The organism is Microcoleus sp. PH2017_08_TRC_O_A (assembly GCF_020738665.1).
Classification (GTDB): domain Bacteria; phylum Cyanobacteriota; class Cyanobacteriia; order Cyanobacteriales; family Microcoleaceae; genus Microcoleus.
The window spans coordinates 20,039-40,617 of the sequence record NZ_JAEQCE010000046.1; the positions used below are offsets into that span (position 1 = coordinate 20,039).

The following is a 20,579-nucleotide window of genomic DNA, read 5'->3' on the forward strand; positions in this document are numbered from 1 at the left end:
GCACCTGACCAACTTCTTTGGTAGCAATATTTTTTAGAAATGGTATTAATTAATTTAATTAGCAATGCAATACTCTCTCATTGAACTCAACGAAATGAGCCAGGAGACATTTACAGAAGCCTTGGGCGCGATTTTTGAACGCACTCCCACAGTCGCCCGTTGCACTTGGGACGATCGCCCTTTTGCCTCCACAGCCGACTTGCGCGCTAAAATGGTAACAGTCGTCAATTCCATGACTGGGGAAGAAAAATTAGCATTAATTCAAGCACACCCGGACTTGGGAAGCAAAGCAAAAATGGCTGTAGCATCGGTTAACGAACAAGCCGGCGCAGGTTTGGATCGGCTATCTGTCGCAGAGTTCGATCGCTTGCAATCCCTCAACCGATCGTACCGCGAAAAGTTCGGTTTTCCCTTCATTGTGGCGGTGAAAAACCAGACAAAAACCAGCATTCTTGAAGCATTTGAGCGCCGCCTCAACAATTCCCCAGAAACTGAAATGCAGCAGGCTTTAACAGAAATCTATGAGATTGCGCGGTTTCGCCTTGAGTCGGCTATTGGGAAAGAGGATTGAAGTCCTCACTACGTTAACTGCGGGAAAATGCCCGCAAAAATGCCGTCAGAATTGCTGGCACTGTACCAATGCCAAACCACAGCGCAAACAGTGGCACTAAAATGCTACTTTTGGTACAGTATTGAATCCAAGTGAGGCTCATGTCTAAATTTTTATATTTCCAAATCCTAGTGACAGCAACACCCTCACTATTTTGTATTAGCCTGCTGCATTCTCCGGCAAGCTCTGCTGCGGAAGTTTCCTATAATAAAACTCAAGAAATAATAGCCTCGCCAGGCGACTTACCGCTGGTTGATGCCGCCCAGTCACAAAGTGCGTTAGCGAAGCCCTCGAAGAGGATCGCCCAAATTGAAACAGCGGCAAATCCCGCATCAACGCCAGAAACAATCGCTGATGCCAAACCACAAAAGCCAGAAAAAGCCGAGAGTATTTCCCTCACAACAAACAGCGAAAAAATAGCAGAGATTTCTCAAACCAACGATGTCAACCCGACAAATATAACATCCGAAAAATCCGCTAGATGGCCAGTTGCGCTAGAGCCAAATTCCACAAAAACAAAGCCTGCACAAACCCTAGAACTAACTGCCGATATTTCAGCGAAACCAACAACAAACAAAGAATCGGAAGTCGCCGCAACTTCCCAACCAAATAATCTGCAACCGACAGATACAGCAACTCAAAAAACCAGCGAATCAAACCTCTTATCAGAATCAATTCAAACCCCAGAAAAACCAGCGCCGACAAACATCACCCAAGTCCAGGCAGACAGCTTAGAAGCAACCAATCCTTCCGCCTCGCCGGAGATGGAACAAGTCACATCAGTTTCCCAACTCAGCGACGTTAAACCCACAGATTGGGCATTTGGCGCGCTGCAATCATTAGTAGAACGCTACGGCTGCATAGCTGGATATCCCGACGGCACTTATCGCCCAAATCGAGCCATGACTCGCTACGAATTCGCCGCCGGTTTGAATGCGTGCCTCGATAAAGTTGCTGAGTTGATAACAGCAGGAACCTCGAATTTAGTTAAAAAAGAGGATTTACAGAAACTCCAGAGACTACAAGAAGAATTTGCCGCAGAACTAGCAACGCTGCGCGGTAGAATCGATGTATTAGAAGCTCGCACGGCGAATTTAGAATCGAATCAATTCTCAACTACCACAAAACTCAATGCGACGGTTTGGTTCAACCTCACCTCAGCATTTCCGACTGGCGATATCACCGCAGAACGCAGCCGCACCGCCCCCGGAAGCCCGTTTGCTGCCCCAACTCGCGATGCTAACAATCGACCGACTCGCGTTGAGCGCGGGCAGCCTGAAACTACTTTTAGTTACTATGCTTTCCTGACGCTAAACACTTCGTTTACTGGCAAAGATTCCCTGGTAACTCAGTTGGTTTTCGGCAACGGCAACTCGCCTGCAAACGAATTAGTTTCGGCGGGCTTTTACAACTCGTGGGGAAGTCCTTTTTTAGATCAAACTGGTGCGCCAACGGCTAATGCTGTGGGAATTCGCGAGATGTCCTACACGTTTCCCGTCGGAGATAAAGTCCAAGTTGCGATCGGGCCGCGATTGAATTATTATCGATATTTTGATGGCAACCGTTTCACATTTTATCTGAAAGGGGCAACGAGTTTTAACTCGAACGGAAGTACACTGTTAAATGCAGTCGATCGCGGTTCTGGTGCTGTTGTCAGTTGGCAAGTTGCCAAGCCGCTGAAGTTGACGGCTGCTTATATGGCTGAAAATACAGAATTTTTGAATCCTGCTGTATTTAATACTGCTAGCAATCCCAGGGATGGTTTGTTTAACAGTTCCAACACAATGACAGCGCAGTTGGAATACGCCCCCAGCAATTCTTTCAATCTGCGGCTGATTTACGCGCGATCGAGCCTCAAACCTTATAATGGATTTATTGGCGGTGCTGTGGGCGAACCGCTGCCTTACGGTTATGCGGATGACGGTTTTGGGGGAAGAGTTAGAGACTCCGGTGCTGATACTTTTGTGGTTAATTTTGATTGGTTGTTGAGCCGGAATTTTGGTTTGTTCGGGCGGTATTCCTACGGCCAGCTTGAGGTAAATCCGGTAAATCGCGATCGCTCTGGCGGAGACATTAAAGTACAATCTTTTCAAGTTGGCATTGGATTTCCGGATCTGGGAAAAAAGGGCGCGCTGGGTGTACTTTCATTTGTGGTTCCCCACGATTATATCTCGGGTCGCAGGTTCTTGCTCTCGGGCGGCGGCAATGGAGGTACTCAGTACGAGGTAGAGGGTTCGTATTATTACCCGATTACTAATAATATTGCGATCGTCCCGGCATTCTACGCTATCTTTAATGCCAACAATTTTGATAGCAATCCCACCGTGTTTGTGGGCAATCTTCGCACTCAGTTCAGCTTCTGAGCGAACAAGCAAGATGCCTGTTCCACAAGGAATAAATTTTATGGTGGAACAGGCATCCTGCCTGTTATTGAGAATGGTTGACAAACCTCTAATGTGCTGTATGATTAATAATGAGTCAGCCAAAGTCATTTAATATCAATTCCGGCTGCATCGGAATTATTAGCTGCCAAAATGAGGAGACGGCTTGGCCTTTGTCCCTACAATCAATCTGGGGTAGGGACAAAGGCCAAGCCGTCTCCTCTATATCATTCCGGCGCAGCCGGAATTGATATAACATAACAACCTGAGATATGAGGCTGAATCAACAATCTTTAACAATAGCAAACCAACTCTATTTAAAACTTAAGGACAACTGACTTTGGGTCTTTCATTTCGCGCGATTCGCCGCACTCAATCTCTGCACGAACAGACTTATCAAGCTCTCCGAACTGCTATCCTGTCGGGGGAATTAGTGGCTGGAGAACGCTTGATCGAAACTCAACTGGCAGATATGCTCAACGTCAGCCGGACTCCGGTGAGAGAGGCTTTGTGCGAACTGCAACGTGAAAATTTAGTTACGGCAGATCCGCATCACGGATTGCGCGTCGCTACGCTGTCGATCGCAGATGCAGCAGATCTTTATGATTGTCGGATTGCTTTGGAACAGCTATCGGTAGCCGAGACCTGCCAAAATGCGACACCGGCTCAAGTTCAACAATTGGAAGCGATTGTGTTGCAGGCAGAAAGTACGACATATTTGCGATCGGGCGAATTGACAAATTATCAATTGCTTTACGCTGACTGCCAATTTCACCGCTTGCTAGCCCAAAGTTCCGGCAATCCTTGGTTAGTAACTTTATTAGATCAGGTATTTGACAAAATGATATTAGTGCGGCTTCGCACGATGGAATACAATCCCGGAGTATTGGAAATCCGCAGCGAACACCGTCGCATTTTTCAAGCTGTCATCGAACAAAATCCCGTCGCAGCAGCCGCAGCAATTCAAGAACATTTAATTGCCAGTAAAGCGCGGGTAATTAAAGAAATTCAGGAGATAGAAGGGAAACAGTTGACAGTTGACAGTTGACAGTTGACAGTTGACAGTTGACAGTTGACAGTTGTTAATCAAAAAAAACTGAAAACTGATAACTAACAACTGTAGTTCGCGATCGCACTTGCGCCCTCAGAAAACAGTTGACAGTTGACAGTTGTTAGTTGTTAATCAAAAAAAACTGAAAACTGATAACTAACAACTGTAGTTCGCGATCGCACTTGCGCCCTCACAAACCCGGTTTCTTACTATATTTCTCGTTCCCGAAGAGCAAAACTCGTAGAAACCGGGTTTCGACGCACCGATGCGTAATCAATGAACAGACAACAGTCAAGTGTCAACTCTTCTCTAAGCAACCGGGCAAGCTGTCCACTGCCAACTATCAACTGTAAACTATAGCAATCCTAATTGATTTTCTAGATCTCAAAAACCTGAAGATCTTACTATACAAGGAGTCGAGGAAGACAAGCGGGCGTTGTTTTGTGAGAATCAGATCGGATTACTATATCAACTGTCAACTATCAACTGTCAACTGTCAACTGTTATATATGCCAGTAAATTATCCGCGAGACTTAATCGGTTACGGGCAAAATCCCCCCGATCCTCAATGGCCGGATCGATCGCGCATAGCACTGCAATTTGTGATCAATTACGAAGAAGGTGGAGAAACCTGCATCCTGCACGGCGACGGTTCTTCGGAAACATTTCTGTCAGAGATTGTCGGCGCCGAACCCCTATCGGGACTGCGCCACATGAATATGGAATCCTGTTACGAATACGGCAGTCGGGCCGGTTTGTGGCGTCTGCATCGGATGTTTACTTCTCGGAAGATACCGGTGACTGTTTACGGCGTGGCGATGGCGTTAGAAAGGCATCCCGAAGCCGTTGCAGCGATGTTGGAGGCCGATTGGGAAATTGCCAGCCACGGCTACCGCTGGATTGATTATAAGTATTTTGGGGAAGAGGCGGAACGGGAACACTTGCACAGGGCGATCGCCATTCACACGCAAGTTACCGGCAGCCGTCCCCTCGGCTGGTATACGGGACGCACGAGCCCGCACACCCGCAAGCTAGTAGTGGAAGAAGGCGGTTTTCTCTACGATGCCGACAGCTATGCGGATGACTTGCCTTACTGGGTGTACGAGTGCGATCGGCCTCACTTGGTAATTCCTTATACTCTTGACAATAACGATATGCGGTTTGCGACGAGTCAGGGGTTTAACTCTGGGGATCAGTTTTTTGCTTACCTACGCGATGCTTTTGATTTACTCTACGCCGAGGGCGAGATTGCACCCAAAATGATGAGTGTGGGGCTGCACTGCCGCTTGACGGGGAGGCCTGGGCGGGCGGCAGCTTTGGCGCGTTTTTTGGATTATGTACAGCAGCATGAGAGGGTTTGGATATGCCGCCGCATTGATATTGCCCGACATTGGCATGAATATCATAAACCGATGGTTTCTAAGAAGGACTGAAGTCCTTACTACGAACCTGGGAGGACTGAAGTCCTTACTACGAACCTGGGAGGACTGAAGTCCTGACTGCTGACATCTTGCACCCATGTCAAGAACAGGCAAGATGCCTGTTCCACAAAGGGTGAGTTTGATTCTGGGGTGTCTCGCCCGTGGGGTGGGCGTCTCGCCCGCCCGTAAAAGGCTGATTGCAAATGGTGCAAGATCTCAGTAGTGCGAAATTGCTTTGTAAGCGGCCCATCCACCGCGATCGGAAATATCTTCCCATTGGTATTTCTCTACTAACTCGCGGGGGTAGAAGAAAGCGGTTAATACTTCCCCGTCTTCCAAAATCACATCGGATGGATACATATGTGGGGGTTCTCCGGCTGCAAGCTGTTCAAAGTCTGCGACAGTTAATTCGTACACTTCTCCCGGAATTGATACGCCTCCGGTAGCCACTTCGTAAATTGCAGGATGCCAGCCATTTTCTGCGGAGTACAAGCGGTAAATCGGACGAGTTTTGGCTTCTCTAATGAACTTTGCTTCTCCCAGGTTGCTGTTGTCTGGCTGACCCCGCAGGGCGGAACCGCAAATGAATACTCGTTTGCTTACAATTGGTGTTTGACTCATAAGTAGAAGGAAGAAGGAAGAAGGAAGAAGGAAGAAGGAAGAACGAAGAAGGAAGGAGGTAGAAGGTAGGAGGTAGAAGGAAGAAGGCTATAAAGGCTATAAAGGCTATAAAGGCTATAAAGGCTGCGCCAGCGGGTAAACAGAAGACATACAGGCCAAGATTTTTAGCGATCGGTATTTTACGTTTAATTAGGTGGATTGACTCATATCACCCGATCGATAAAAATGTACTTGTTTCTACAGTTAAATCGCTGCGATCGCTTTATGCTGCGTGCTGTATTTTGATTGCAGCAGTTTAAGTGCTACAGCCGATCGCCTGTTGTAGGCAAAACTACATTATTTTACAGATTTAACCTGTCTGGGATACATTCTACAATAATCAGTTAAATGATTAATAATACAAGAGCGATCGCATCATTAAATTTCCCAGAATAGGAGAATGTAACATGACAGTTAGGCTAGCACTTTCAGTCAACGGTTCGCGCCTCAACAGCAGCATTGCCCAACTCGCCCAAATCGGCAAACTGCCGGGAGGAGGTGTCAGTCGGGTAGCTTTTACCAAAGAAGATTTGCTGGCGCGCAAACTTGTTGAGTCTTGGATGCGAGAAGCAGGGATGACAGTTCGGATTGACGCGGCTGGAAATACGATCGGCAGATATCCCGGATTGCGCGAAGGTGCCGCACTAGCAACCGGTTCTCACATTGATACTGTTCCTACGGCGGGCCATTTCGACGGAGTTTTGGGAGTTTTGGCAGGAATTGAAGTCGTGCGGGTGTTGCGCGAAAACGGCCTGCGCTTGGAACACGCCATTGAGACGATCGTATTTACCGACGAAGAAAGCACCGTTATCGGCTGCAAAGCGATGGCGGGAAATACAGTCAACAACCCCGAATATTACCGTCGCAGCGATGCCACTTCCATCCAAACTTGTTTAGCACAAATTGGCGGAGATTGGTCAAAAATTGCGGAGGCAAAACGCCATCCCAAAGAAATAGCTGCTTTTGTGGAATTACACGTCGAACAAGGAGGTGTTTTGGAAAGTACGGGCGACTGCATAGGAGTAGTCAAAGGTATTGTCGGACAGTACCGCCTGGGAGTGAGAGTAACGGGCAGCCCCAATCATGCTGGATCGACGCCCATGCACGCCAGAAAGGATGCGCTGGTAGCGGCTTCCCAAATGGTACTAGCAGTCAACAAACTGGCAGTAGAAACACCAGGAGAACAAGTGGCAACGGTAGGTTACTTAACTGTGTGGCCGAATGCTACGAATACTGTGCCGGGAAAAGTCGAGTTTAAAATCGACTTGCGCGATTTGTCTGAAACTAATTTGGAACAGTTGTTAGCTAAAATGAAATTGGAGTTTCAAGCAATAGCCTCTGCCACCCAAACCGAAATCGAAATAACTCAATTGCTGCACGTACAGCCAACACTAGCAGCACCAAAGATTCAGAATGCAATTGTAGAAGTTTGTCAAGAATTAGGGTTTAGTTACAGGCATTTAATTAGCCGGGCCGGACACGACGCCCAAGAAATCGGACGCTTTACCGATATGGGGATGATTTTCGTGGCTTCTCGGGGCGGCATCAGCCATGCAGAAGATGAGTATACTTCGCCAGAACAGTGTACTCAGGGGGCGAATGCGCTGCTGCAAACCTTCCTAAAGCTCGATCGGCTGTATGCTGCTAAGGGCGATCGATTCATGGAGTTGTAACGCATCATTAAAACGTGAGAATAAGTGACTGCTGAGAATCTAAAAAATACGCCAATATTATCCGTTTCGATATTTCCTTTAAATTTGTAGGAGCTCTTACCCCCCGTGCCTACCCTATCTATCGGGTTCTTCACGAGGGGGGAAGAGCTCCTACAAGAATTATGCAAATGATTTAGGATTGCTATAGGTAAGTCCTAAGGACTGAAAATTAAATAACTTCCACAGGTTTTATACTTCTTGTGGGATGGGCGTCCCGCCCGTCCAGAAAGGGTGGGCGAGGTGCCCATCCCACAGACTTGTGTAAATTATTTAATTTGCGATCCTAAGCTGTTCTGCATTTAAATTGAATGTCAAAAAATAATCCCCCTCTTGTGGAGTGGGCCAGAAGAACTCGCCCTGAACATCCAATTTAAATGCGTGACAGCTTATTCATAAACCAGTAGTAAGCTGTTCTGCATTTAAATTGCATCTCAAAAAAATCAGACAATGAGTGGGGTGGGCGTCTCGCCCGCCCTGAATATACAATTTAAATGTGCGACAGCTTAACACAAGATGCTAATTTATAATTGCTAATAGGGAACAATTGCAAGTCTGAAGAAGTCGTTAAAAATTGTCTAGAGCAGCTAGCAAAAAAATAGTAATCTAGATAAGGGTATTGGCCAAGTAATTTTTAGCAACGATGAAATTAAATCGGTCTGGTATTTCTAAATGGTTGACAATCCTATTTGCTAGTATTTTAATCACTTTCGCCTTGCCTTTGCTGGCTAGGGAGATTCAACTGCCGGGGAGTCGGTGGGTAGAAGTACGGCAAGTTAGGGGAAGCGTAACATATCAAGGCAGACCAGCAAAAGTGGGCGATCGCCTGACAACAGCCGGCCAGCAAATCTCCACAGGCAAAAACTCTAGCGCGGTTTTAGCGGTAGACACTGGCATCGCTACGATTAATCTAGCAGAATTAAGCACCGTCCAAGTTAAAGGTCTGTCCGTTGCTGTCAATGGAGGTAGAGTTACCTTGCTGTCAGTCCCCGCAGGATTGGCAAGAGTTTCGGCCCGACGCTTGACTAACGCCAATTCGCGCCTAGAAATTAACAGCCCAGCGGGAGTTGTGGGTGTCAGGGGGACTGAGTTCGCCGTGGGTGTTGGCCCAGAGGGAAAAGCCGCAACTGCCTTATTTGAGGGGAAGGTTGACGCTAGCGCTCAAGGGCAAACTGTGAAGATAGAAAAGGGCTATGCTTCCGTCACTTTTCCCGGCAATCCTCCCAATCCACCCCAGGCATTCAAAGAAAATCTGAACTATGAATTGATCAGTTTATCAGCCATCAGTCAAGACAAAGTTCGATGCATTTGTACTGTCGATCCGCTGAATTTAGTGTATTTAAACGGCCAACCCTTAAAGATGGATCGAACAGGTAAAATCGACGAGATAGTGCCGAGACCAGCTAACTCTGACTACTGGCTAGTTGTTCGCAGTCCGGTGGGAAATGAGGTGTCTTATGAACTCGGTGCTAGTTTACTTAAGAAATAGATAATGACTCAATTAATAATCCCTCGTTTGCGAGTTTTTTTTACCCGCAGCCAATCCTTACTGCCGGGGGTTGCTGCTGCTCTTATTTCCTTGGGCGCGTTGCATTTGGGTGGCTGGAAACCGCTGGAACAACTGAGTTCTAACAGCCTGTTTCAACTTCGCGAAAGTCGAATTTTACCCAAACCTATTTGGGATAAACGAGTGGTGGTCATTGCCATAGACGAAGCAAGTTTAAGAAAGTTGGGGAGATTTCCGTTTTCGCGCGATCGCTACACTCAATTATTACAAGCCCTTTCCCCTGCTAAACCCGCAGTCGTTGGTTTCGACATTATTTTTGCCGAATCCAGTCCCCAAGATGACCAACTTGCAGACGCTATGAGTGCAACAGGTAATGTAGTGTTAGCTAAGGCTTGGGATGACCGAGGAAAACCGCTACCAATTGTACCAACTTTAGAAGCCGCAGCCGCCGATCGAGGTCATATTTTCCATAAGTCAGACACAGATGGGATCGGTCGTCAAGCCACGCTGTGGTTGCGAGATATTCCCTCATTGGGAATTGCCATGCTGCGAGTTTACAACGCCGACAAGCAACCGCAATCTGGAGGGCTAGAAAAGTTTTTATCACCGCCTAATAACGGCAGTCTAGAATTTTACAGTGCAGGGATAAATTGGCCTGGGAAAACGCAATTTATACCGACTTATTCGTTTGCTGATGTTCTGGAAGGTAAAATTACCAAAGATGCTTTTAAAGACAAATTGGTATTAGTAGGTACGACGGCAACAGGTTTAGATCCCTTGCGGACTCCTTTAAATCAAATTTCACCCACCAGTGGGATTTACCTTCATGCCGCAGTTATCGATAACTTGCTAAATAACCGACTGCTGCAACCTTTACCTGGCTGGACAAGTTGGCTGATATTACTTTTAATTGGGCCAATTACTAGCGGAATATTATCGAAATCTGGGCCCAGGGGACGAATTGCGATCGCTATCCTTTTCCCTCTAATCTGGTATGCAGTTTCTTTCTTATTATTTACGTTTAATTCTCTACTAATGCCCATTGCTGCACCGATTGGTACGATCGTCTTAGCTGGAATTGGACTGCAACTGCGAGAACAACAAGAGAAACAACAATTAATGAGCCTATTTGAAAAATACATGGCAAAAGAAACTGCTGAATTAATTTGGCAGCGAAAAGACGAAATCTTTAAAAATGGCGAACTGCAACCGCAAGAAATGGTCGCTACGGTTTTATTTATGGATATTCGAGGGTTTACTAGCATTTCCGAGCAACTATCTCCAGATGAATTGATGCCTTGGCTAAATCTATATTTAAATGCCATGAGTGAGTGTATTATGAATCACGGCGGCGTGATCGATAAATATATTGGCGATGCAATTATGGCAATATTTGGCATTCCCTTTCCTCATACTAAACCTGAAGAAATCAAACAGGACGCTCAAAATTGTATTGCCGCTTGTTTGGATATGTCAGAACGATTGAAAGAATTAAATCAGAAGTTTCAAAGGGAAGGAAAGCCAAAAATTGAATTCGGAGTTGGCATTCATACAGGGTCGATTATTGCTGGAACTGTCGGCGGCGGGAATCGATTAAATTTTTCGGTTTTAGGAGACACTGTGAATATTGCCGCCCGATTAGAACCAATGAATAAAGATATTAAAGAAGACAATCCTTATCGAGTATTAATGACAGAAGAAACATGGGAATTGGTGAGGGATAACTACGAAGCAAAACCAGTTAAAAGTATTCAATTAAGAGGTAGAAAACAAGAAACAAATATTTGCGCGCTTGTTGGCAAAAAATGAAGATGATTTTCGTGGCTTCTCGGGGCGGCATCAGCCATGCAGAAGATGAGTATACTTCGCCCGAACAGTTTACTCAGGGGGCGAATGCGCTGCTGCAAACCTTCCTAAAGCTCGATCGGCTGTATGCTGTGTATGCTGCTAAGGGCGATCGATAATCTGCGTTCAAAGCGATGTATGGTGCGTGACAGCGAATAGATTTGTGCGGTAGTATAAGAACTCAGCATTCACGCACCGCAACTTTATATAATAGCAGAGTTTTTTAGCTAAATTGATATTATATCTAGGACTTCGAGTTACCATATAAAAAATACAAGCCAGCGTGGATATCAACCAACAAAAAGAACAATTTAGCAACACCTACCTGCAAGCCATCGCCAGCGTTGCAGGCTATTCTCTTTACAAACCATTTGTAGACGACGATAGCGTAGACTGGGGAATTGCTGCCAAAGGAGGGACAGGTAGCATCCGAGCACCTCGCTTAGAATTGCAGTTAAAATCGACATCAAGGGATGTTCGAGAAAATAACTCGATTCGCTACCCTCTCAAACTCAAAAACTACGATGACTTGAGAATAGATGACTTCGCCGTACCCCGAATTTTAGTTGTTGTTTTAATCCCCGAAACAATAGCAAACTGGTTAACTCAGTCAGAAACAGAAACCTGCATGAAGGAATGCGGATATTGGATATCTCTGCGGGGAATGCCAGAAACACAAAACACCACCGCTGTCACAGTCACTATACCGAGAACTAATCAATTTACAGTCATCGCCCTTCAGTCAATTATGGAGGGGATTAGCCAAGGAGTTCAACCATGAAAGTCACAGTCAAAGATAGCGAAACCCTCGAAATAGTCAACCTAAATCAAGTTAGAAATTACCTGCAAATTCACGGGTGGAATGAAGACAAACCTTTCTTAGAAAATGCCACACTTTGGCACAAACCAGTCGCCGGAGAGGAATTTGAAATATTACTCCCCAACCAACAAAATCTCGGAGATTATGCTGCCCGAATCCGGGAGATAATCGAAATATTAGAATCCGTAGAAAATCGATCGCAAAGTGAAATTTTAGCAGACTTAATTACCGGGATTCCCAATACAACTATTCAGGGAGTCGTGATGCAAATTCACACGCCCAACGCCGACCAACTAAGTGGCGAAATTACCTTAGTCGGTGTAATTGCCGATAAATTACAGAAAATTAAAACCGAACTTGCAGACAAAGATTATATCCTCGCTATCAAAGCTTATCAAGAACGCTTGCCTTTCGTCTGTACGGGAGATTTGATCAAAGAAAATCAAACTTTCATTCTCAAAAATCCCCGCAACTTTACTCTAGATAATTTATGGCAAAATTAACAGATAATGTTACAGGAGTGAGAGCGCGGGAACTCTTGGCACCGCCCCTACAGAACAAATATCCGCATAAATCTTTTTCGCCAACATCCTAGCCAAATTCACAGGTACTGCATTCCCAACCATTTTGTAGCCGTCAGCAATATATTTGTACTTGAAAATAAAGTCATCCGGGAAAGTCTGAACTCGCGCACACTCTCGCACAGAAAGCCGACGGTAAGGCTGAGGCGAATGCGGGTCAAAAATGCGCTGATCTTTGCCAACTAAAATCATTTTACTAGCTTGAGGGTGCAAAGGCGCGTGTCTGCCGCTGGCCTGAATTGTAAAGGAAGGTTCACCCCAACTTCTAACTCGATTCCGCGACATATAAATGCTGGAAAATCCTAAATCTGCACATTCGTGATTCGCGACAGAATCGTGATAATTATCTAATTTACCCTTAACTAGAATTGGGGCGATCGCCTGCAAGTCAAAAATCGCATTTTGCAGTGTCAAAACCTCGGTTCCAGGTGCGGGAAACTCAAAACCAAAACCCAGATCCTGACGATAACCGATCACAATCACCCTTTGCCTATCTTGGGGAACACCAAAATTTTTAGCATTCACCAACTTGAACGAAACCCGATACCCAAGTTCCTCAAACTGCGATAATATATAAGTGAAAGCATCCTGATTTCTGGGCGCTAAGATGCCGCTAACATTCTCAGCTAAAAAAAACAAAGGCTGCTTGTCTCGGACAATTCTAATATACTCCCAAAAAAGCTGACCCCGAGAATCATCAATTCCCCGTTTCGCGCCCGCCGCACTCCAACTTTGACAAGGAGGCCCGCCAATAATCCCAATACAGTCAGGAATTTCAGCAGAATTGATTTTTCGGATATCTCTGCGATCTAAAATAGTTTCAGGATGGTTAAATTGATAGGTATCCCAAATAGTGCGATCGTACTCATTAGCCCAAACCGGATTAAACCCAGCCCGACGAAAACCTAAATCCAATCCACCACAACCCGCAAACAGAGATATGATTTTCATAATGCCTTTGCCTTTATTGTTAGATTTTGTAAGTAATAATTTTAGCAGGTATAAGGTTTACAGGATTATCGGGACATTTAATCCGCTGAGTATTAATCTTAAATCCTGGAACTGATATAGATTCGAGCCTTGTTATGCTGTCAAGTGGAAAAGACAAATATTTACTTTCCTTCATTATGGCGATCATCTGAAAATTTGTCAGTGGGTCATATCCTGTATTTATATAATCAAAAACTCTCGAAGGATTATTTATGCCCCACATTCCTCTAATTCTTAAGTAAGTTATACCTAATGGGTCTACTTTATTCACTCTCCCCAACTCTCTTGTCTTGCTAAATTCTACATCGGGAATTTCATTGATCCCAGTGGCTATTTGATCTCTAATCCGTTCATAATATTCTTTGCTAGCAGCATAGCAGTCACCATAAATAAGCCATAGCCTTTTCAGAGTTTGTTTTGTCTTGTCGGCACTGGTTTCTCCAATTGCATACACAATATCCTTCTCTGTCCATGTTTCACACTTACGACAAGCTGAGGCAATTTGTGGATTGTTAGAAAACAATTTTGATTTTGGATAGGAACTATTTAATGGAATCTGAAGGCTGGAAGTTTGTATTTTTTTTACTTCTATGGCATCACCATTTCTGATGATTAAATCTGGAGGATTATTCTGATTGCCACTCCAAGAAAATAGTTCATTGTACTTTTCAAACTTATTAATGAGTTCCGGTTCATCTATAGTATTGGCAAAAGCATCCTTGACAAAATACTCAAGGGCATCACCCAGAGCATTAATTCTATTATTGCTTTGACTTTTGTAATAACTTAGTAAGTCAGGTATAGGATTATCAATAATTGTAGCGATCGCTTGCAGTAGATTCGTCATTTGTTATAAAAACTAGAGACCCCAATATAACCAGAGCCAATCATAACAGATATCCTCAATGAATGCAAACTCCATCCTCAAATCTTACCAACACTTCGGCGTCCACCTCGGCCTCGAAAGAATTCACCAACTCCTCGAAAAACTCGACAACCCCCACAAACAAGTACCCATTATCCACGTTGCCGGCACAAATGGCAAAGGTTCCGTTTGCGCTTATCTCTCATCGGTACTCACAGCAGCAGGTTATCGAGTCGGGCGCTACACATCCCCGCACTTAATCGATTGGACAGAAAGAATTTGTATCAACCAAAAACCAATTTCTCCAATAGCATTGCAAGACTGTTTAGAAAAAGTTGTCCGCGCTGCTGAAGGTAATACGGAAACTCCGACTCAATTTGAAATCATCACCGCCGCAGCTTGGCTGTATTTCGCCGAACAAAAAGCAGATATTGCTGTCATAGAAACCGGATTGGGCGGTAGATTAGACGCGACTAATGTTTGCGAAACTCCGCTTGTAAGTGTGATTACTTCTATCAGTCTCGAACACTGGCAAATTCTCGGCCCGACTGTCGCTGATATTGCTGGGGAAAAAGCGGGAATTATTAAATCAAAGTGTCCGGTAGTTGTCGGAGAATTGCCGGAATCTGCTAGATTAGTAGTAGAAAAACGCATTCAAGAATTAGACTGTCCGGCAGTTTGGGTAAAACCTGCGCTAGATTTAGGAGACGGATTTGTAGAATATCATCCCCATCCAGAAATCGGCGCTAATTCGCGTACATCTGCGGTTACAATAAGATATAAATTGCCATTGCTGGGACAAGTTCAATTAATGAATTCGGCGATCGCACTTGCAACTCTCCACACCCTGCAAAACCTAGGATGGCAAATCTCCCAAAGTGCGATCGCCAACGGAATCGCTCAAACCCAATGGCCGGGAAGACTTCAGCAGACAACTTGGAACAACCGCAACATCCTGATTGACGGCGCGCACAACCCTGCTGCTGCGATCGCCCTGCGTGAATATGTAGACAATCTTACCGCTTCCCCGTCGCCGATTAACTGGGTAATCGGCATTCTGGCGACGAAAGACTGTGATGATATTTTACAAGCATTACTCAAAAAGGGCGATCGGCTTTATCTCGTTCCCGTACCCGATCAAAACTCAGCATCCCCCACAGAATTAGCCGCCATTGCTGAAAATATCTGCCCTGAATTAACTCTCACTCAAGCTTTTCCCGACTTAACCACAGCCTTAGATGCGGCTGTTACCGACGAAAACCTCACAATCCTGTGCGGTTCACTTTATCTAGTCGGCTATTTTCTGCAACAACAATCTCAAACTTAAACGCATCAGGATTGTGTTTCTTCCTCTGTAAAAATGGGAGGCCATAATTCCGAAACGGGCAATTCCCAACCGGGAAAAAGCTCTGGTACTGTTAAAATATCGCCATTTGCTAAAATAGTCGGTTCACCAGTCGATCGATAAATTGCCACTGTTTCCTCATCAGGATCGATCAGGATGCCGACAACCGCACCCAGCTCTATAAACTTCAAAACCTTAGTTTCTATAGCCTTAATGCGATCGCTTTGAGATTTAATCTCAACCACCAAATCGGGAACAAGTTCACCAAAATAACGCGGACTTTGGCGCAAGCGGGCCGCCCGCACAAACGAAACATCTGGCGCTTTGACGTTGGTATTCGGCATGATGAAACCGCCTGCGGAGTCAAACACTCTCCCCAAGCGGCGTGGATTTATCCAAGCGAAGAGAAAGGCGATGAGACGGCTACTGATTTCACTGGATACAATGTCTGATGGGCCCATAACTGAAATTTTCCCGTCTTCTAGTTCAATTGTGTAATCTAAACCCGCTTCGGAAAAAAGGGTCTGAACTTGGTTTAAATCTTTGACTGTCATCGCTGTCATAAAAGTTTTCTCCCATTATTCAGTTGAATCTTAATTCTAACATAACTCAGAATTTACAACAAATGAATAATTTAAAAGGCGACAAAACACAGAATATAATATATTACAATATAATTATCGAATTAAAATAAACCAAATGACCACTACATCCAAAAAGGAACCAACCTTGGTAGATGTAATTGAGAAACTGGACAAGCTATCGACAGATGTGGACAAGCTATCGACAGATGTAGATAAGCTATCGAGGGATTCCGAGAAGTTTAACGATCGCTTTTCTAACTACCAGCAAGCAACTCAGTGGGTAGTACAACTTGCTTTCACTTTAATTGCTAGTGCCACTATTACAGTGATTATCACTTCGGTACTGCGGAAATAATAAATTCAGGGAGAAGTCAGAAACCGGGTTTTTGACGACAATATTTCGCCACAGCCCTCAGATTATGAAAAACCCGGTTTCTTGGGCATTGATGCACATCGCACTTTTCACCTCAATAAGGGCGATTCACGCTCGGGATACCTGCGCTTCACGCCCTTTCGATAGCTTGGAGAAGCAGAAAGGGCGATCGCACGGGATTGTTCAGCGTTCCTCCTTCTGTTAAAATATCTAAACCTTTGCCATTTCCCGAATAATCTGTCACTTGACCACCCGATGATGCACCGACGCTGATGATATTGTCAAACTGAAGGGATGCTTTGCCTAAAGCTGATATTTCTTGGGGATTATTGCCAGCAGGAACGACAACAACGATGTGATTTTTGCGAGCGTATTCTAGGGCATTTTCTTCGGCTTCTGTCAGTTCGTAGCGAGAAACTATTTTGCCGCTAACATCAACTTGAGTTAGTTCAAAACTAATGTTAACAACTGCATTGAGTCGATCGGATTTTTTGGCGTTATCGACAAATTCAATTAAGGATTCTGCCCAACTGTTATTGCCACTAGCCCTACCTAACCAAATCGGTGCTTCATTGTTAATGCCGTCGATGCCTTTGCTATTATTTTGAGTGGCGGCAATTAAGCCTAAAACATGAGTTCCTTGTTCGCTGCCTTCACCGGATTGAATTAAGGGATTATCATCATTAGCAATGCGGTCTTTTCCGAGAGTAATGCGGCTGTAGTCTATGTCGAAATTATTGGCATTAAATCCTGTACTAATAATACCGACTAAGGGTTGAGATGCTTTTGAAAAAGGGAATGAGGTAGTCGTTGTGACTGGATTCGAGCCGATATTCTGTGCATAATTTGTGGGTTCTGTATTGGTTTTTTCTTGACTATTTGTGGCTATTATGCTGGTTGCATTTGGTGCGACAGGTTGAGTTATCGGAGCAACTTCTTGAATAGAAATTGCTGGCTGGCTGTTGGTAGAAATTGCTGGTTTAGCTAATTCTGGTATTGCCGTTACTGGCTTGCTATCTGTCGCAATTGATTGATTGACAGTCGAAAGTTCTTGAGGATAAATATTTGGCTTGCTTTCGTGGACTATCGGCTGAAAAATTTTACCAGATGCTTGAGTAGAAATTGCTGGTTGTTCATCGGTTTTAGGGCTGAGAGTAACAGCAGGTTGTGGTTGATTTATCTTGGTTTCTGTCTCAACGGTTGAAATGTTTTTAGGCGCAGGTTGAGGTGCAATTGCTTGAGATTCGATTTCAACTGATTTCGTTACAGTTTTATCTGAAGCTGGTGCATCTTTTGTGGTAGTAGAAATAGGGGTTGCGATCGCCTCTTTTTCTTCTTTTATTGTCAACGGATCGATGACTGTTGGAGATGAAGTCACCGAATCGGTTTTGACAGACTCATTCGGAGTGGAAGTCAGTACGATCGCCAATTTCTCATCTTCAGTCTTCACCTCAGACACGACAGCCTTGTCTGAAACCGGCAGATCCTTGGTAGGAGTAGCGATCGAATCTTCAGCCTTCACCTCAGACACGACAGCCTTGTCTGAAACCGGCAAATCCTTGGTAGAAGTATCGATCGAATCTTCAGCCTTCACCTCAGCGACAGCCTTGTCTGAAACCGGCAAATCCTTGGTAGAAGTATCGATCGAATCTTCAGTCTTCACCTCAGACACGACAGCCTTATCTGAAACCGGCAGATCCTTGGTAGGAGTATCGATCGAATCTTCAGTCTTCACCCTCGACACGACAGCCTTGTCTGAAACCGGCAGATCCTTGGTAGAAGTATCGATCGAATTGGCGATCGCAGGTTCGTCATCTTCAGTCTTCACTGCTGGCGTTACAGTTGTATCTGAAGTAACAACCTCCGTTTTCGAGAGAGACTCAGTATTAGTTGGAGAAATTACTTTCTCTTTTGAAACACTTGCGTTATCTGAAATCGGAACATCTAAAACCGAACCAGAATCAGTATTTTTGGCAGGTTTTTCATCCTCTTTAGCAGGCTCTACCTTCGGTTCAACATAGGGTTTAGCATAAGCAATCAAAGCCTTACCAATATCAGCTTTACGCCAATCTTTCTCAGCATTAATCACAGAATCCAAATTCACCGCAGTACCCGTCGCACCCCGCACCTGAAATATCACATCATTGTAATCGCGATCGCTCCCTAAATCAACCCGCATATCCTCCATTGCAAAAGTCTTGCCACTACCAGTCACATCAGCAATTTGCCCGACATGAAATCCCTCAGCAGGATTCGCCGTCACCATTGAAAATAAAGGACGTTTATCCCCTCCAACAACAGGATTATTCAGAACCTCTTGCACAGTTCCATTTGGCACCAACATAACGCCAAACTCATCCCCCGAAGTCATTGCAAAACTCTTGACTCCCAAATAAGTTCCTTCGTTATAATTCCCTTCAGGTAAATTACCCGTAAATTTTGCACCTTCGCTCAAATCATTAATGACTACATGACCTTTTACAGAATTGCTTAATGCCCTTGAAGCCACTTCCTTGATAAATTCTGCTGAACCAGGTACAAACTTCTCCATCCCTTTTAGACTGACGATAGCTAATTGACCCTTATACAGTCCGCCGTCAAACAAGAAATCGATACCAACTTGGCCGCTAGAGTCAACAACAAATTTCCCAGATGTAAACGAATTATCGGCGACAATCTCAGATTTAGGAGTAGTTTTGCTGAGTTCTTTAGGGGTTTCAACTGCAACAGCTTGACTGTTATCCGCAACTTTTTTGTCCTTGTCTCCGCTAGTAGTTGTCGAGTTTTGTTTGTTGCTATCTTTGCCAGCTTCATCGATAGTAGCGACTGGTTTCTCCGCCGTCAATTTATCAGTAGTAGTCGCTGCTTGAATTGTGGCTGGTGATTTTGAAGTCTCAACAGTTTGAGTAGTAGTTGTCGAGTTTTGTTTGTTGCTATCTTTGCCCGCTTCATCGACAATAGCGACTGGTTTATCCGCCGTCACTTTATCAGTAGTTGCTGCTTGAATTGTGGATTCTTTTGCTTGTGAAATCAGGTTACTGTCAGTGGCCAGTGTTTCCGATTTATTTTCTTTTTCTGCTAACGCATCGATTTTTTTATCAGGGGATATTTCCTTGGCACTCTGATTGTTAGTCAAAGAGTCAGTTGTTGTCAGACTGTCAGCTTTGATGGCAATTAACGGTGCATCTTTGCTGCTTCCAGTCAGGGTATCCTTGGCATCTATGGCTGACTGGGAACCGGATAGGGCGTCGCCGCGACTCGTATTGCCACTAACTGACCTGCTTAAGCTGCTATTGAGAGGATTTGGAACAATTAATGAATCATCGGATTTGTTGCTGATTGACTCGGAAGCAGCATCTTTTGATTTCAGTAAATTAGTCGTAACTAATGGTTTATCGGGTTCGATCGCTATTTTATTGTTGCTGTCAAGCATCAAGGAACCTTCGCCGATATTTTGCTTGTTGCTGTTGCTTAAAGGGTTGAGGATAGAATTGTTGGCAGCACTTCCCGGCAAAGTGTCGGCGATTAGAACATCTTTCAGCAGAACATTAGTTTGACCTTGATTGATAGTTGTCATTGAGATTATACTCCTAATCTTGGATTAAATGAAAATTGATATAATGAAATCAAACGATCGCCCAAACGTTGAATTGGCTTCTCTACTCTAATTACGGAAGCAGCCCCAAGTTTTTACGCAAATCTCAAAACTGCTTTTTCACACGAAAGTGCGATCGCCCCCTCAACCCTAATTACGAAACCACCTCAAACTTTTTACGCAAATCTCAAAACTTTTTTCCCAAACCCCCTCAAACGTAAAGTTTTGTAACAATCTCCCCA

The 20,579-nt window shown here is 44.6% G+C and carries 19 protein-coding genes; 12 read left to right on the top strand and 7 right to left on the bottom strand.

Going from position 1 to position 20,579, the window contains the following annotated elements; all coding sequences use genetic code 11:
• Window positions 1–64: 64 nt before the first annotated feature.
• Complete coding sequence (gene uraD, locus JGK22_RS17505) at window positions 65–571, top strand: 2-oxo-4-hydroxy-4-carboxy-5-ureidoimidazoline decarboxylase (RefSeq protein WP_293182064.1); 507 nt, start codon at window positions 65–67, stop codon at window positions 569–571.
• Between the two features lie 13 nt (window positions 572–584).
• Here the strand turns inward: uraD and JGK22_RS17510 are convergent, their stop codons facing one another.
• Window positions 585–713 carry a hypothetical protein gene (locus tag JGK22_RS17510; RefSeq protein ID WP_293182062.1) on the bottom strand — a complete coding sequence of 43 codons (129 nt, stop codon included), beginning with the start codon at window positions 711–713 and terminating at the stop codon, window positions 585–587.
• Here JGK22_RS17510 and JGK22_RS17515 point away from each other — a divergent pair.
• A complete protein-coding gene (locus JGK22_RS17515; protein WP_293313301.1) occupies window positions 712–2,973 on the top strand; it encodes an iron uptake porin in 2,262 nt (753 codons plus the stop codon). The genes JGK22_RS17510 and JGK22_RS17515 overlap by 2 nt on opposite strands.
• A 115-nt stretch (window positions 2,974–3,088) precedes the next feature.
• Here the strand turns inward: JGK22_RS17515 and JGK22_RS17520 are convergent, their stop codons facing one another.
• Entirely contained in the window at window positions 3,089–3,250 is a 162-nt protein-coding gene (locus tag JGK22_RS17520) for a hypothetical protein (RefSeq protein ID WP_293182059.1), read from the bottom strand.
• A gap of 81 nt (window positions 3,251–3,331) precedes the next feature.
• On the opposite strand from JGK22_RS17520, the gene JGK22_RS17525 reads away from it, so the two are divergent.
• Together JGK22_RS17525 and puuE are read left to right on the top strand one after the other, a co-directional pair.
• Window positions 3,332–4,039, top strand: coding sequence for a GntR family transcriptional regulator (locus tag JGK22_RS17525; RefSeq protein ID WP_293182057.1), 708 nt, complete (start codon window positions 3,332–3,334; stop codon window positions 4,037–4,039).
• A gap of 512 nt (window positions 4,040–4,551) precedes the next feature.
• Window positions 4,552–5,475 carry an allantoinase PuuE gene (gene puuE, locus JGK22_RS17530; RefSeq protein ID WP_293191535.1) on the top strand — a complete coding sequence of 308 codons (924 nt, stop codon included), beginning with the start codon at window positions 4,552–4,554 and terminating at the stop codon, window positions 5,473–5,475.
• A 204-nt stretch (window positions 5,476–5,679) separates the two neighbouring features.
• Here the strand turns inward: puuE and JGK22_RS17535 are convergent, their stop codons facing one another.
• Entirely contained in the window at window positions 5,680–6,084 is a 405-nt protein-coding gene (locus JGK22_RS17535; protein ID WP_293191532.1) for a gamma-glutamylcyclotransferase, read from the bottom strand.
• A 446-nt stretch (window positions 6,085–6,530) separates the two neighbouring features.
• Between JGK22_RS17535 and JGK22_RS17540 the strand changes: the two genes are divergently transcribed.
• The 6 genes from JGK22_RS17540 to JGK22_RS17565 all read left to right on the top strand — a co-directional run bounded on the left by JGK22_RS17540 (window position 6,531) and on the right by JGK22_RS17565 (window position 12,507).
• Window positions 6,531–7,796, top strand: a complete 1,266-nt coding sequence (locus JGK22_RS17540) for a Zn-dependent hydrolase (protein WP_293182049.1) — start codon at window positions 6,531–6,533, stop codon at window positions 7,794–7,796.
• Between the two features lie 679 nt (window positions 7,797–8,475).
• Window positions 8,476–9,321 carry a FecR domain-containing protein gene (locus JGK22_RS17545; protein WP_293182047.1) on the top strand — a complete coding sequence of 282 codons (846 nt, stop codon included), beginning with the start codon at window positions 8,476–8,478 and terminating at the stop codon, window positions 9,319–9,321.
• 3 nt (window positions 9,322–9,324) lie between these two features.
• The gene (locus JGK22_RS17550) at window positions 9,325–11,148 is read left to right on the top strand and encodes an adenylate/guanylate cyclase domain-containing protein (protein WP_293313303.1); all 1,824 of its coding nucleotides are present in this window, start codon (window positions 9,325–9,327) and stop codon (window positions 11,146–11,148) included.
• Entirely contained in the window at window positions 11,145–11,303 is a 159-nt protein-coding gene (locus tag JGK22_RS17555; protein ID WP_293191526.1) for a hypothetical protein, read from the top strand. Before JGK22_RS17550 ends, JGK22_RS17555 begins: the two co-directional genes overlap by 4 nt.
• Window positions 11,304–11,467: 164 nt before the next feature.
• On the top strand, window positions 11,468–11,965 hold the full coding sequence (locus JGK22_RS17560) for a DUF4365 domain-containing protein (protein ID WP_293182041.1): 498 nt from the start codon (window positions 11,468–11,470) through the stop codon (window positions 11,963–11,965).
• A complete protein-coding gene (locus tag JGK22_RS17565; RefSeq protein ID WP_293204652.1) occupies window positions 11,962–12,507 on the top strand; it encodes a hypothetical protein in 546 nt (181 codons plus the stop codon). Before JGK22_RS17560 ends, JGK22_RS17565 begins: the two co-directional genes overlap by 4 nt.
• 9 nt (window positions 12,508–12,516) lie before the next feature.
• On the opposite strand, the gene JGK22_RS17570 is transcribed toward JGK22_RS17565, so the two are convergent.
• Window positions 12,517–13,536 carry a DNA cytosine methyltransferase gene (locus JGK22_RS17570; RefSeq protein ID WP_293313305.1) on the bottom strand — a complete coding sequence of 340 codons (1,020 nt, stop codon included), beginning with the start codon at window positions 13,534–13,536 and terminating at the stop codon, window positions 12,517–12,519.
• Window positions 13,537–13,555: 19 nt separating this feature from the next.
• A complete protein-coding gene (locus JGK22_RS17575) occupies window positions 13,556–14,422 on the bottom strand; it encodes an NgoPII family restriction endonuclease (protein WP_293313307.1) in 867 nt (288 codons plus the stop codon).
• A 58-nt stretch (window positions 14,423–14,480) separates the two neighbouring features.
• Between JGK22_RS17575 and JGK22_RS17580 the strand changes: the two genes are divergently transcribed.
• The gene (locus JGK22_RS17580; protein WP_293313309.1) at window positions 14,481–15,767 is read left to right on the top strand and encodes a folylpolyglutamate synthase/dihydrofolate synthase family protein; all 1,287 of its coding nucleotides are present in this window, start codon (window positions 14,481–14,483) and stop codon (window positions 15,765–15,767) included.
• A 5-nt stretch (window positions 15,768–15,772) separates the two neighbouring features.
• On the opposite strand, the gene JGK22_RS17585 is transcribed toward JGK22_RS17580, so the two are convergent.
• A complete protein-coding gene (locus tag JGK22_RS17585; RefSeq protein WP_293182033.1) occupies window positions 15,773–16,348 on the bottom strand; it encodes a Uma2 family endonuclease in 576 nt (191 codons plus the stop codon).
• A 136-nt stretch (window positions 16,349–16,484) separates the two neighbouring features.
• Here JGK22_RS17585 and JGK22_RS17590 point away from each other — a divergent pair, with 136 nt between their 5' ends.
• The gene (locus tag JGK22_RS17590) at window positions 16,485–16,724 is read left to right on the top strand and encodes a hypothetical protein (protein ID WP_293198407.1); all 240 of its coding nucleotides are present in this window, start codon (window positions 16,485–16,487) and stop codon (window positions 16,722–16,724) included.
• A 148-nt stretch (window positions 16,725–16,872) separates the two neighbouring features.
• Here JGK22_RS17590 and JGK22_RS17595 read toward each other — a convergent pair whose 3' ends face one another.
• Window positions 16,873–20,319, bottom strand: a complete 3,447-nt coding sequence (locus JGK22_RS17595; RefSeq protein WP_293313311.1) for a DUF4114 domain-containing protein — start codon at window positions 20,317–20,319, stop codon at window positions 16,873–16,875.
• Window positions 20,320–20,579: the final 260 nt, after the last annotated feature.

Bases quoted from the DNA above. Each gene is read 5' to 3' on its own strand.
- JGK22_RS17585 (WP_293182033.1), bottom strand. From the start codon at position 16,348: ATGACAGCGATGACAGTCAAAGATTTAAACCAAGTTCAGACCCTTTTT.
- uraD (WP_293182064.1), top strand. From the start codon at position 65: ATGCAATACTCTCTCATTGAACTCAACGAAATGAGCCAGGAGACATTT.
- JGK22_RS17510 (WP_293182062.1), bottom strand. From the start codon at position 713: ATGAGCCTCACTTGGATTCAATACTGTACCAAAAGTAGCATTTTAGTG.
- JGK22_RS17590 (WP_293198407.1), top strand. From the start codon at position 16,485: ATGACCACTACATCCAAAAAGGAACCAACCTTGGTAGATGTAATTGAG.
- JGK22_RS17575 (WP_293313307.1), bottom strand. From the start codon at position 14,422: ATGACGAATCTACTGCAAGCGATCGCTACAATTATTGATAATCCTATA.
- JGK22_RS17540 (WP_293182049.1), top strand. From the start codon at position 6,531: ATGACAGTTAGGCTAGCACTTTCAGTCAACGGTTCGCGCCTCAACAGC.
- JGK22_RS17535 (WP_293191532.1), bottom strand. From the start codon at position 6,084: ATGAGTCAAACACCAATTGTAAGCAAACGAGTATTCATTTGCGGTTCC.
- JGK22_RS17515 (WP_293313301.1), top strand. From the start codon at position 712: ATGTCTAAATTTTTATATTTCCAAATCCTAGTGACAGCAACACCCTCA.
- puuE (WP_293191535.1), top strand. From the start codon at position 4,552: ATGCCAGTAAATTATCCGCGAGACTTAATCGGTTACGGGCAAAATCCC.
- JGK22_RS17545 (WP_293182047.1), top strand. From the start codon at position 8,476: ATGAAATTAAATCGGTCTGGTATTTCTAAATGGTTGACAATCCTATTT.
- JGK22_RS17595 (WP_293313311.1), bottom strand. From the start codon at position 20,319: ATGACAACTATCAATCAAGGTCAAACTAATGTTCTGCTGAAAGATGTT.
- JGK22_RS17565 (WP_293204652.1), top strand. From the start codon at position 11,962: ATGAAAGTCACAGTCAAAGATAGCGAAACCCTCGAAATAGTCAACCTA.
- JGK22_RS17570 (WP_293313305.1), bottom strand. From the start codon at position 13,536: ATGAAAATCATATCTCTGTTTGCGGGTTGTGGTGGATTGGATTTAGGT.
- JGK22_RS17550 (WP_293313303.1), top strand. From the start codon at position 9,325: ATGACTCAATTAATAATCCCTCGTTTGCGAGTTTTTTTTACCCGCAGC.
- JGK22_RS17580 (WP_293313309.1), top strand. From the start codon at position 14,481: ATGAATGCAAACTCCATCCTCAAATCTTACCAACACTTCGGCGTCCAC.
- JGK22_RS17555 (WP_293191526.1), top strand. From the start codon at position 11,145: ATGAAGATGATTTTCGTGGCTTCTCGGGGCGGCATCAGCCATGCAGAA.
- JGK22_RS17520 (WP_293182059.1), bottom strand. From the start codon at position 3,250: ATGTTATATCAATTCCGGCTGCGCCGGAATGATATAGAGGAGACGGCT.